At 59.6% G+C, this 10,674-nt stretch carries 13 protein-coding genes and 1 pseudogene; 4 read left to right on the forward strand and 10 right to left on the reverse strand.

Annotation, left to right across the window (positions count from 1 at the left end; genetic code table 11):
- The first annotated feature begins 930 nt into the window (after nucleotides 1-930).
- Nucleotides 931-2,505, forward strand: a complete 1,575-nt coding sequence (locus tag AC066Y_RS42410; protein WP_478279027.1) for a porin — start codon at nucleotides 931-933, stop codon at nucleotides 2,503-2,505.
- 434 nt (nucleotides 2,506-2,939) lie between these two features.
- On the opposite strand, the gene AC066Y_RS42415 is transcribed toward AC066Y_RS42410, so the two are convergent.
- Both AC066Y_RS42415 and AC066Y_RS42420 read right to left on the reverse strand, forming a co-directional pair.
- Nucleotides 2,940-3,512: a TetR/AcrR family transcriptional regulator gene (locus tag AC066Y_RS42415; protein ID WP_478279028.1), complete on the reverse strand. Its 573-nt coding sequence runs from the start codon at nucleotides 3,510-3,512 to the stop codon at nucleotides 2,940-2,942.
- 32 nt (nucleotides 3,513-3,544) lie between these two features.
- Entirely contained in the window at nucleotides 3,545-3,916 is a 372-nt protein-coding gene (locus tag AC066Y_RS42420; RefSeq protein ID WP_478279029.1) for a DUF302 domain-containing protein, read from the reverse strand.
- Nucleotides 3,917-5,359: 1,443 nt separating this feature from the next.
- On the opposite strand from AC066Y_RS42420, the gene AC066Y_RS42425 reads away from it, so the two are divergent.
- Nucleotides 5,360-5,482 carry a hypothetical protein gene (locus AC066Y_RS42425; protein WP_478279037.1) on the forward strand — a complete coding sequence of 41 codons (123 nt, stop codon included), beginning with the start codon at nucleotides 5,360-5,362 and terminating at the stop codon, nucleotides 5,480-5,482.
- A gap of 45 nt (nucleotides 5,483-5,527) precedes the next feature.
- Here AC066Y_RS42425 and AC066Y_RS42430 read toward each other — a convergent pair whose 3' ends face one another.
- The 6 genes from AC066Y_RS42430 to AC066Y_RS42455 form a co-directional block, all read right to left on the reverse strand.
- Nucleotides 5,528-5,827 carry a hypothetical protein gene (locus AC066Y_RS42430; protein ID WP_478279030.1) on the reverse strand — a complete coding sequence of 100 codons (300 nt, stop codon included), beginning with the start codon at nucleotides 5,825-5,827 and terminating at the stop codon, nucleotides 5,528-5,530.
- Nucleotides 5,828-7,099: 1,272 nt separating this feature from the next.
- Nucleotides 7,100-7,360: a hypothetical protein gene (locus AC066Y_RS42435; protein WP_478279031.1), complete on the reverse strand. Its 261-nt coding sequence runs from the start codon at nucleotides 7,358-7,360 to the stop codon at nucleotides 7,100-7,102.
- Between the two features lie 59 nt (nucleotides 7,361-7,419).
- Entirely contained in the window at nucleotides 7,420-7,617 is a 198-nt protein-coding gene (locus AC066Y_RS42440) for a hypothetical protein (RefSeq protein ID WP_478279032.1), read from the reverse strand.
- A gap of 186 nt (nucleotides 7,618-7,803) precedes the next feature.
- Nucleotides 7,804-8,391, reverse strand: coding sequence for an ATP-dependent DNA ligase (locus AC066Y_RS42445; RefSeq protein ID WP_478279033.1), 588 nt, complete (start codon nucleotides 8,389-8,391; stop codon nucleotides 7,804-7,806).
- A gap of 252 nt (nucleotides 8,392-8,643) precedes the next feature.
- Nucleotides 8,644-8,817 (reverse strand): hypothetical protein, encoded by a 174-nt coding sequence (locus tag AC066Y_RS42450; RefSeq protein ID WP_478279034.1) that lies wholly within the window; start codon nucleotides 8,815-8,817, stop codon nucleotides 8,644-8,646.
- A gap of 302 nt (nucleotides 8,818-9,119) precedes the next feature.
- Entirely contained in the window at nucleotides 9,120-9,470 is a 351-nt protein-coding gene (locus AC066Y_RS42455; protein WP_478279035.1) for a hypothetical protein, read from the reverse strand.
- Between the two features lie 131 nt (nucleotides 9,471-9,601).
- Between AC066Y_RS42455 and AC066Y_RS42460 the strand changes: the two genes are divergently transcribed.
- Complete coding sequence (locus AC066Y_RS42460) at nucleotides 9,602-9,829, forward strand: DUF3606 domain-containing protein (RefSeq protein WP_478279036.1); 228 nt, start codon at nucleotides 9,602-9,604, stop codon at nucleotides 9,827-9,829.
- Nucleotides 9,830-9,850: 21 nt separating this feature from the next.
- On the opposite strand, the gene AC066Y_RS42465 is transcribed toward AC066Y_RS42460, so the two are convergent.
- Both AC066Y_RS42465 and AC066Y_RS42470 read right to left on the reverse strand, forming a co-directional pair.
- Nucleotides 9,851-10,036 carry a hypothetical protein gene (locus tag AC066Y_RS42465; protein WP_229165584.1) on the reverse strand — a complete coding sequence of 62 codons (186 nt, stop codon included), beginning with the start codon at nucleotides 10,034-10,036 and terminating at the stop codon, nucleotides 9,851-9,853.
- Nucleotides 10,037-10,121: 85 nt separating this feature from the next.
- Nucleotides 10,122-10,512 (reverse strand): annotated as a pseudogene (locus tag AC066Y_RS42470) (hypothetical protein).
- Here AC066Y_RS42470 and AC066Y_RS42475 point away from each other — a divergent pair.
- On the forward strand, nucleotides 10,411-10,674 hold a 264-nt coding region (locus AC066Y_RS42475; RefSeq protein WP_478279038.1), incomplete at its 3' end, for a hypothetical protein. The pseudogene AC066Y_RS42470 and the gene AC066Y_RS42475 overlap by 102 nt on opposite strands.

Here is a 10,674-nt window from a genome sequence, read left to right on the forward strand (position 1 = left end):
CATGGCGAGTGTGGCGGCCCGGATGCGCGGAGGGTGGGTGTCAGCAACCGAATCCTACGCCACCTCAGCGGCTTACGCCACGCTCGCCAGCCTCTCAACAAGCCGCTGATGAATAAGACGGGCTAGGGGAGGGCGTGCGGCGGCAAGCTGCTAAGCATCAATGGCGGGACTTATCGAGGCTCTCCGACGAGGTTTTTTCTGTCATGGGGGCTCTCGCGCGGGAAGTCATGCTTTGCCGGCTAAATGCGGATGAAGGCTGGGTTAGGGTTACGATCTCCCGGGTTAGCGCAAGCCAGCATGGCATACCGCGTGATGTCTTTCGCAACGTCGTCATCGGATTAGAGGAATGCGCATTTATTGAACGGCTTGTCGGCTATCCGGGGGCCCTCAAGCTGACTGGGTGGGAAGCGCGTCGGGGAAGATTGGTCTGGCTGCGAGCTGCTCCTCGACTCATCGATTTGTGTGAGCGCCATGGAATCAACGGCTCCAATTTGTTCACACATTTCCCTTCGCTGAGCGGATAGACGGGCGCTCAAGCCCGTTCCATCCCAACAGGGGTTTGCAGGCCGCCTTGCATCCCTCTGATCTAAAAAATCATTAATCAGCAATGCGTTGAATAGAAGCCTCATTGTAACGGCACCGTGATCATTTGGCAACAGTGACACAAAAAGGGCGAAGGGTGCCCTTAGACTGAGCGGTCTTTTGTTGCGTGATCGGGGGCCTTCTGTCTCATATGGAACTGCGACGGAGGGGGGCATCCCGAGGTCGTCCCGTTTTAGGTGGTTCGCTTAAGTCCCTCGCGTTCAGCGGGTGTGTCCGAAGGCGCGAAGCGACTGAGCGGGGATTTAAGGGACAAAGGGAACCAACCTAGGGTGTTTTACCCGGCGGATCCGGAACCTTCCCTGAGATAGAGCAACTTGGAGGTTTAACATGAAGATGGTTAAGAGCCTTATCCTCGGCTCGGCGGCGGCTCTCGTCGCGGTCGGCGGAGCTCAGGCGGCCGATCTTCCCGTCAAGGCCAAAGCGGTCGAGTACGTGAAGGTTTGCTCCCTGTATGGTCCCGGTTTCTACTACATCCCGGGCACCGACACTTGCATTAAGCTGGGCGGCTACCTGCGTGTGGACGTCATCGCCAACTCGAACTCGGACTACACTGGCAACACCTCGGGTGCTGGCGGGGCGAACAATCGCTTCACCAACGGCTACACTTGGCGGTCTCGTGAAGACCTGAACATCGATACGCGCACGGCGACCGAATACGGCGTGGTCCGCACCTTCTTCGATGCGACGTTCTCCTGGACGTCGGACACCTACGCTGGCCAGGGCAACGGCTCGACCGTCTACTCGGCGATCGGCAGCGCTTCGGCTCCGAACAACGCCAACTCCGGCGCGGTTGCAGGCGGTACGGTAGGCGTCTACTACGCCTTCATCCAGTTCGCCGGCTTCACCATGGGTAAGGCGGTCTCGCAGTTCTCGGCTCCGTGGGCCAACTACCCGGGCAACAACTACGACGGTCTGGTCGGCGGCGGCGGTACGGTCACTGGCGTGAACCAGTTCACCTACACCGCGCAGTTCGGCAACGGCGTGTCGCTGTCTCTGTCGGCTCAGGACCAGACGGCCTACTATCAGGCTGGCGTGGCCAATCTTGGTGCCCTCAGCCCGATTGGCGCCGCTATCGGTGCTACCGGTCCCTTCGGCGCCGGCGACTATGCCGGCACGATTTCTCCGGACTTCGTCGCGATGCTGCGTGTCGATCAGGCTTGGGGTCTGTTCCAGGCTTCGTTCGCAGCGCATGACAACCACGTGGCCTATTACGGCGGCACTGAGTTGACCGGTCATCCGGACGACAGGTGGGGCTGGGCTGGTCAGTTGGCTTTGTCGATCAAGAACATCCCGACCGGACCGGGCGACACCATCAACTTGCAGGGCGTCTACACCGACGGCGCGACCCGCTACAACATCCAGGACCTCGCCGGTTCGGCAGGTGCGAATACCATTTATGGCGGCACCAATCTGGCCGGCGCCTATCAGAGCGTAGGGTTCGGCATTGCGCCCGACTCGGTGTTCGCGACCGGAACACAACAGCAACTGGTTCAGACCTGGGGCTTCCGCGGTGCATACGTGCACAACTGGAACCCGTACTGGAACACCTCGATCTACGGTGCTTATGCTGCTGTGATGTACAACGACACGGCTAAGACACTCATCTGCGGTGTTGGCGGCGTCGGTGGTTCGCTCCGGAGTGCACTTGCTCCCGCGGGCAGCGGAGCTGCTATCACAACCTGCAACCCCGACTACAACATCGCGCAGATCGGTACGCAGACCCAGTGGACCCCCGTCAAGAACCTGACCTTCTCGGCGGATTTTGTCTACACCCGTCTCGATCAGAAGAGCGAAGGTACGGTCGTGGCGCCCAGCACTTCTATCGGCAAGCCCGCAGCTATCTACGAGCTGAGGGACCAGAACACCTATCAGCTGATGCTCCGTGCTCAGCGCAACTGGTAATACCGGTTGATCTGACTGTGATCTAACAGAGCCCCCGGCGTCAAAACGCCGGGGGCTTTGCTTTTGTAGCGCTGATTGCGGCGCGTCACGCCGCGAGCATCTCGCGCACCATAGGCACCACCTTGCTGCCATAGAGCTCGATGCGTTCATCATCTTCTCGTGCGGCAGCGGGCCGGCCGAATATTTCAGCTGGAAGCGGGCCGCGCCGAATGCCTTCACGGTCGCCGCGATCTTGCGGGCGACGGTCTCGGGGGTGCCGACATAGAGCGAGCCGTGCTCGGCCTCAGTCACGAACTAGTCGCGGCGCATCGGCGGCCAGTCGCGCTCTTTGCCGATCCGGTCGCGCATTACCTTGTAGTCCGCCCATAGCTCTTCGCGGGCCTTGCCGGTCGGTATCGGCGATCATAGCCCATAGCCTTTCGGTGCTTCCTAACCTAGGAAGATGGAGTTCGCGCCAACTGCAGCGCGGCCTCAACACCGCCTTCCAGGATCTGCTCCGCCTGGACAGTGTCGGGGACGGCCCGCGCGAACTGGAGGGTGCCCACCATGAGGCCGAAGATGGCGGTCGCGCGGCGGCGGCTCGCTGCAGAGTCGGCATCCGGAAGTAGTGCGGCCAGCAATGAAACGTAGCTTCGCAGCGCTTTCTCGTAGTCCTGCCGAGTGGACAGGGGCTGGCGGGCGATTTCCGGGAGCAATGCCGCCGAAGGGCACCCTTCCGCCGGGTCTTCGAGGTGAGCGCGGTTGAGGTATCTCCGGATCGCCCCCTCGATGGCCAGGCCCCTCCGCTGATCCTCATCGAGGCGATGTTGTTGGTCGCTGAGCGCGCTCGCCAGCGCCTCACGAACGAGTGCGTCTTTGGACTCGAAGTGCGGAGAAAATGCGCCTTTGGTCAGGCCGGCCTCGCCCATGATCCCCGCGGCGTAGATGCCGTCTCGGCGTACGCACTTCGACGCCACATCGATGATGTGCCGTCGCGTCGCTGCCTTATGACCTTTCTCGAAACGCATCTTCTCTCCACTCCACCAATATTCCGCAGCCGTTAGGCTGCAGCCGCTTCCCACAGGGCTTGGAGGTCGCGATCAAGCTGCTGGTCTACTGCATCGACACTATCGCTGCCAAACTGACCGAAAACGGATGCTGGTCGATCATATTCAAACGCGACACGGCTATCGTCATCCTCGCGCAGTAGGACGCGAATGGCCGCATATAGCCCCGCCGACAGTTGATGGCGGGTCATCTTTGATGCGGTGAGCGGATTTCCGATATCAAACTGGATGGATCGGCGCGTCAGCCCAGCAATAGCTAGGAGTGCCCCATGGTCACGCTGACCGAAAATGGTGAGCGGCGGACCGGCCACCAACTCTCGCAGCGCCCGTAGGGCCGCCAAAAACGAGGTGGCATTAAACTCCAAACGAATGCCTCATCTGACTCGCCATGCGCTGGACCGCATCCGTGTATTGACCTTGGTTGAAGCGCTGATCGCCTGCATAGAGGACTACAACAACGGCTATCGCTATCAACAAACCTTTCACCCCATGCTCCTTTAGTGGCAAATCTGATGGGCAACATGGCTATGGACGAGGCGGCTCGGATCGCCTCGATGATTCCGGCGTCCTAGTCGGGACCTCTGTCCGTGTTGGCTCGGGTGGCCGGCCTGGTTCTAACGTTCTGTTTGAACGCGCCATCCAGGCCGCAAGACGGACGTAGCCGCGCCGCAACGTCGGCCTGAACCATTCCTGGTCGCCCTGATCCATACGCGAGAATTATTTCTGTCGCCGGTTAAGGAACTGTTGCGGGCGTCGATCGCACCGTGATCTTACGGGCAGGTAGTTTGTGCCGGTTTGCGCAGGCACTTTCTGCAGATATCAGGGACATTTGCGGGGCTATCAATTCCAGACAGGAACGAAGCGTGCTCGGTAGCCCCCACGGGGACGATCGCTACACATGCACGCTCGGCTTGAAAGCGAGTTAGTTGTCGTCAACCACAATGCGGGCGCTCCAAGCGCCTCAGCCCGTCTCGTGACAGCCTCGCAGGCCGCCACATACGTCGTCGGGGTAGGTGTCCGGAACGCGTGGACGCTGCTGTTGCACACAATCCGGAACGCCCAATAGCGGCGTCCGATGGGTTGAACCCCGTACATCTTCTCATAGTCGCGGGTGTCCATTGAGATACTCATGCGCGTGAGAGCTTAGGAACATAACGCGGCCCCAGCGACCCTTAAAGGCCCGGGGGCGATTGCTGAGGCCGCATGGCCAGTCCCGCGTCAGTCCACGCGGACTCACATGGGTTATAAACACCAACGCCGCCCGCTTAAAATACACGCGGTCGGGGCTGGCTCTAGCCCCAGGATGTAAAGTGCAAAATCCTGACGCGCGTTAGACTGCGCAGGCGCGCAAACGTTTCATGCCTAAGAAGGGTAGTTTGCGAGAGGGCGCGCTCGAACAGGAAAATAGGAACCTTATCCAAATGCGAAAATTAAATCCGTTTTCAAGAACGGCCTTTGCGAGGAGCGTGTGGGAGACTTAAGGCGTCGGGTCGTGCAGACCGAGACACTAGAAGAACGACTGGCGAACCAGGCCAGAGAGCTTCGCTGGCGGGCGAAAGCAATGCCGCCCGGTGTCGAGAGAGAGGCTCTGTTGAGGAGGGCGCGAGAGGCCGAGGCCGCCGCGCAGATGAGTGAATGCCTCGCGTCGCCGGGCAAGTTACCGGCCTGAGGGCTTACGGCGATCAAAATCCAGAGCTTCACTTGCGATGCCCCAGTACTTTTTCACGTCTATCACGATACGACAGAACTCGACCAGGAAGGCGGACAAGCACGCAGCGTGGAAAGAGGCGACAGTTACGGCGGGCCAGATGTTGGCGAGCATTGACGGTCGCCTGCGGCCGGGGCACGACTGGCGCATGGTAGTGACGGATGAATTCCAGAACCCTTTGTTCGTCCTAAACATTAATGCCGTGAATCCCAGGTCCAGGTAAGACCCACATAACATTGAACGCCGCAAGTCGATGGATTAGTGGGGTTCACGCCTTCGGCGCCCTTTCTGTCAGCTTGCGGTTGATTAGCATTTCAGCGCGCCGCTTCGCCAACTCGACCAATCTTGTTCGCGCCTTACTGCGGATCAACTGGCCCTCGAACTTGATGGCGATGTCAAACGCATCATCATAGCGATGGGTCACCGTGAACGTGACGCCTCGGTGGGTAAAGATGCTTGGCATGCCCGCGAGATAGGTATCGAGCGCGGCGATTGCGAACCCCGTGGGAGACCCATTGGGCCTACGGCTCCACGTGATCCGGAAGGCCTTCCTCTGTTCGGCCGTCACCCGGGCGCGATCCAGGGCCACCGGGTAGATCAGCTGCTCGTTGAGTTCGACCTCATAGAGGATCGCGCCGGTCTCCGAGACCAGCGTGAACAGCCAGAACCGGCGCCCAGCTGACGGGTGCCCATGTTCGCGTTCATAGCGGGGTGTAGACTTCGACGTTAGCCATCAGCCTTTGTCCGAAGCGCCTGCTGGCCGCGTCTGGGTGTGGTTGCTAGAGCAAATCACTAGCGGTCGATATTAGGGATTGGCTGCTTCGGCTCTCAGGAGAGACAGCCTTCTGCAGCCGCCGATGGAGGGCAAGGCCGGGCTTCTACGGGGCGCTAAATCAGCCGGGGACGCCCTTGGCGAAGTTGATCACCTCGCTCCAGTCGAGCCCGGTGTTGACCCAGCCGACCTTGCCGCAGCGGGTGCACTTGAGGTGCGTGGAAATATCTTGCCAGTCCCAATCGGGAAGTTCGACGCGCTACGGACTTAGGTCCGAACGCGACCCAAGTTGATCGTCCCACTACGAGAATAACCCCATGCAACCGGATCAATGACCGATCACAAACGAATGCGGGCACTACGAGGCGCGCCTGTGCCCCGGGTGCTGGTCAATGGTCCTCTTTGCCGCGGCGATCGCTTCCCGCGAGCTTTGATAGGTCACGGTTCTAATGGTTTGCCGACCGCCCAGAGGCGCTATCTCAACCAGGAAGCCGCCGCCGGGTTGCTCGACGACCAATAGCCGGTGCCCTGAATACTCAAGTTCGTCTGCCACTTCCGCGGCCTCCGCCCGGGTGCTTAAGACAACAACTTCCTGTTGGCTGTGTTCCAAAGAGGCGTGGGGCCTTTCTCGCTGCGCCGCCGAAACTCTCACCGCTGGGTCACCGGCGAGCGCAGCCAAGACAGCGTTTCTGCCATCGGAGCGGGGCGATCGGTCCTATGCGGTGGGGCGTGACCGCGCCACGGCGTCAGTGGATCGAAGGAGGTGACAGGTCGATATTCCACTCTCTCCAATGGGTCGGATGAACCAGCACGGGTCGATTTGAATCGGCCTTGACCCATCCACCTAGAACTCGGCAATAGGGGAATATGAGCGCGTGGAGGCCGTCCGAGTCCACTACGGCCAATTTTCAAGACGCGGTTGAATGGCGCGGTTTCAATATTGCGCCAGATCATGATGGAAAGAGTAAAGCCATCGGCGGCGTCGGAAGTTGACTACGAGCAAAATCGAAAGCCGTAGTGCGAGAAACTACGGCCAAATGGCCGGTGCTGCTCTGGCGGCTCTGGTAGTCATCCCTCGATAGTGAGGCGACCCAGGAACGCAGCGCAGGCGCGCTCGGCTTCAGCGAACGTGCCGAAGGGCGATCCGGACACTTGAGCCGCGGGCATATTCAGAAAGTCCGGGCAATATGACGCAACAAAACCGGGCTCTCCATGCAAGCCCGGTCCACTTCGGCTCTCGCTGCTGATAACGAATGAATAGTCATCGCTGCTTGCGATCCAAATTTCCAGATCCTCAGCAGTATCCACGCGACGAAAGTGCAGGGCCATTTCAACCCTCCACTAGGAGAGGTCCAAGCTTGTCCTCCGCGGTTATCCAGATGAACGCTTTAACCTGCTTTTGTGCGATCGGCCGCTTCAGCCTCCCGCGCCAGCCGTTCCGCCTTTAGGCGCTCCCGATTGTCGTGGAGTGCTTTTTGCGCTTTCGCATATTCGGTCAAAGCTTTCTTCGCTTCGGCTTGTCTGAATACTTTGCGGGCTTCGCGTTCCGCTGCCGTAGGTGCCCGCCGTTCTCGGTCACTGATCATCGTTGACCTCCCATTTTGGGCTCAACAGTCAACGCGCAGAGACTCGGTTTTGATCCTATTGGCTTGGGGGCTGACAGGCGACGGCGGCGGCCATGCCGAAACTGCTCAAGTTGAGTTTCGGTGTCGCGTCTTCCTCCGGTCCTTTGATGAGCCGACGCTTACGACTGGCTTGATCGTCCGGGCCGGTCACTCGAACTTTCGCGACATGGCCGCGTGCTTTCGGTTTTTGATCTTAATCCAATGCGGGCATCGGCCGCGGTACGGGCGATCCGAGCGCTTTGATACCAGCCCCTCGAAGCCGAACTCGCAGACTTTCCGGAAGAGATCGGGGCCGATCTCGCCTTGCTCGAAGTCAGGGACGAAGATGCCCTCCGGCCGGCGCGCCAGCAGCCGCTGTAGGTTCGTCTTGCGCATTGATAGTGGCATATGCCGAAGGTCGTCGTCGTCCATTGCTAGGATGTCGAAAGCCAACATCTCGACCTCACCATTGTGCTTGCCCGAGTGAAGGGCGTTGAAGTCGGAATAGCCGTCCACGCCGCGGATGATGGCCTCGCCATCGATAACGAATTGCTTCTGGCGGTTCTTCATGGCGGACTCGACCATCCATGGAAACCGTTTGGTCCAATCATAGCCGCCCATGGTGATCAGCCGGACGCGATCTCCGTCGCGCTCGAGGCGCAGGCGGTAGCCGTCGTACTTGATCTCGTGGAACCACTCAGGGCCCGCTGGCACGATCTTCCCCACCGTCGGCAGGCAAAATTCGAAATTTGGCATACCCGAGAGATAGGTATTCGGCGCCGGTTTGACGAATCGAGGATTTCGCTGGCGGCTAATTGCGACTCAGCAGCGAGCAGCCGCTCATGCTACTGCAAAATAAAACCGAACCCGTGAACCGGTTCATGACCAAGGTGGATCCATTGCCGGCGGCGGCGATCGTGTATACCCCTCCGCTAAGAATTCCAGAGAGCAGTATTGCTATCGCAAGCACGTATAGGCGATCCATTTTGCACGCCCCTTTTTGCTCGTCTAACCGAGAAGGTCGGTCCCCGCGTCCAGGATCTTAACGTAGGTCCCGCTCTCGTGTTTCTCCAGCCAGCCATGCTCGATGGCGTATTTGAGGCCGGCGCTGTATTCGGCCGGCGATGCGCCATCCTTGTCGATAAACGGATAGTTGATCTTCCTCGATGTAGATCCTGCCATCCTGGATGGGCTCGAACGCCCGCGCGTGCTCCATGATCCTGCGGGCGGCTTTCTCAGCATCGGCGTAGGGACGGTCGCCAACGAACTTCATTTTTCTGTTCTTGGATCTGCAAGCAGATTTTTGTTGTCCCGATACTTCTCGATTTTCCTACGGAGCCTACGCTTCTGTTCTGCCCGGTCATCCTTTTCGATATCGGGGAATTCCTTGCGATAGATGTCGAGTGGCGAGTCTGGAGCGAGCTTGTCTTCGTTTAGTGAGTACCACCAAATCTGGAAGACTTGGATACTAACGGGCAGTTTGCCTAGACCAGTCGGAGTACAAGCTGCTTCTGGTCCCGGCCCATATGGCGATCAATGAAATCCTGCAGATGTGCTGGCACATCGGTCAGCTGCAGGTCACAACGTCGCTGGATCTCGCGTGCGACGTCCTCCGAGACGTCGTCAGACCACCGCTCTGACGTATTGAAGGCGGCGACCCTGATTGGGTTTGCATACTCGCCGGCCATCAGGTCCTGAATGACCGCCTCAAGGTCCGCAGTCTCAAGATCGGCCTCCCGCCAGGCGCGACCTATCCGGCCGAAGTCGTCTGCGACGAGGTAAACCGTTTGGTCATCACTCGCGACAATCGAAGGCGTCCAATTCGATTTACGCATAAAACAACTCCACGCAACAGAACCGGGATTTCAAGCGACCGCAGCACGATTCGCTCCGGGCGCAGTAGAGCCTGCGAGGAACCCGCGGATCGTACTTGGCGTTTGGTCTCCGTTGGAATTGGGAGACTTCAATGGCAAAGAAAGCAACGAAGAGCGCCCGCGGGCGTAAGCAGGATCGAGCCCGCGTCGCCGGAGGACAAGATTACGAGGTGCGCTACGAAGCGAGTAAAAGCGGGAAGTCGGCAGCGAGGGTGAAAAAGGCCATAAAAAAGGTCGGCAATAACCGGAAGCGAGTTGAGGGTCGGCTCGGGTCAGCAATCAAGAAGTCGTTGGGAACGACACCCTCGACAAAAGGGTAGGCCCCGCGCTCGAGAAAGCGATCAGTTCTGCGGTCTTCGGAACGGGACCACATCCCCATCGGCCGCGCGGATCACCACCCTGGTCATCTCCATCACGTCAAAGCCTAGGTCGGCCACGGCATCCGCAACGCCCTGACGATCCAGTTCGCGGACGATTGCCTCAGCTACCTTCATGAGCCGCGCCGTTTCGGCGGTGGTATCGGTCATAGATTTATGGTCTGACGGGGGTCTACTTCTTCGACTTGACCTAAGGAGGCATCGCGCCCGCATGAAGGCCTGAAACCACACAATTTCACCGCTCTCCTGGCCACCACGTCGACGGCGGGTTCATGGCCGAGATCTTATTCGTCCGCAATGCCACCAGGTAGCTGCGCTTGAATGGGTGGCCCTGCCGGCGGGAGCACCCTTGCACCGCATGTATCGCTCGAGTTCGTGGATCGGCGTCCACTTCGGCCGCCGCTGGGTCTCGCAGCCGAGGCACTTCACCTCGAGGTAGCGATAGCCGGCGTTGAGCGCGTCGCCGAGCGCAGGGGAGGGCTGGGCCGGGCCCTGGAAGGCGAGCATGCGGGCGAGTTCCATGCTTGGCAGGCGACGGCGTCGGCCTCCAGCCGGGCTTCCTTGGCCCGCTCGGCCAGGTGCCTGACCGTCGCGCCGAACATATACTCGCGAGACTCACCGAGCAGCGGCCTTCGGCGAAAACTGAAGGGGGACGCTGCCTGGCGATCTTCGAGCTAGCCCTTCGTTACGATCGGAGCAGGAGCTTTTCCAACCGGGTATTTTCCGACGGGGTACTTGCCAACCGGATATTTGCCAATTGGCATCTTGCCAATCGGAGCCTGTTCGGT

It is taken from the genome of Bradyrhizobium sp. USDA3010, from assembly GCF_056429065.1.

What these genes read in the sequence shown, in the direction of transcription:
- AC066Y_RS42410 (WP_478279027.1), top strand. Translation starts at nt 931, where the DNA reads ATGAAGATGGTTAAGAGCCTTATCCTCGGCTCGGCGGCGGCTCTCGTC.
- AC066Y_RS42415 (WP_478279028.1), bottom strand. Translation starts at nt 3,512, where the DNA reads ATGCGTTTCGAGAAAGGTCATAAGGCAGCGACGCGACGGCACATCATC.
- AC066Y_RS42425 (WP_478279037.1), top strand. Translation starts at nt 5,360, where the DNA reads ATGTTGGCGAGCATTGACGGTCGCCTGCGGCCGGGGCACGACTGGCGC.
- AC066Y_RS42435 (WP_478279031.1), bottom strand. Translation starts at nt 7,360, where the DNA reads ATGGCCCTGCACTTTCGTCGCGTGGATACTGCTGAGGATCTGGAAATT.
- AC066Y_RS42440 (WP_478279032.1), bottom strand. Translation starts at nt 7,617, where the DNA reads ATGATCAGTGACCGAGAACGGCGGGCACCTACGGCAGCGGAACGCGAA.
- AC066Y_RS42445 (WP_478279033.1), bottom strand. Translation starts at nt 8,391, where the DNA reads ATGCCAAATTTCGAATTTTGCCTGCCGACGGTGGGGAAGATCGTGCCA.
- AC066Y_RS42450 (WP_478279034.1), bottom strand. Translation starts at nt 8,817, where the DNA reads ATGGCAGGATCTACATCGAGGAAGATCAACTATCCGTTTATCGACAAG.
- AC066Y_RS42455 (WP_478279035.1), bottom strand. Translation starts at nt 9,470, where the DNA reads ATGCGTAAATCGAATTGGACGCCTTCGATTGTCGCGAGTGATGACCAA.
- AC066Y_RS42460 (WP_478279036.1), top strand. Translation starts at nt 9,602, where the DNA reads ATGGCAAAGAAAGCAACGAAGAGCGCCCGCGGGCGTAAGCAGGATCGA.
- AC066Y_RS42465 (WP_229165584.1), bottom strand. Translation starts at nt 10,036, where the DNA reads ATGACCGATACCACCGCCGAAACGGCGCGGCTCATGAAGGTAGCTGAG.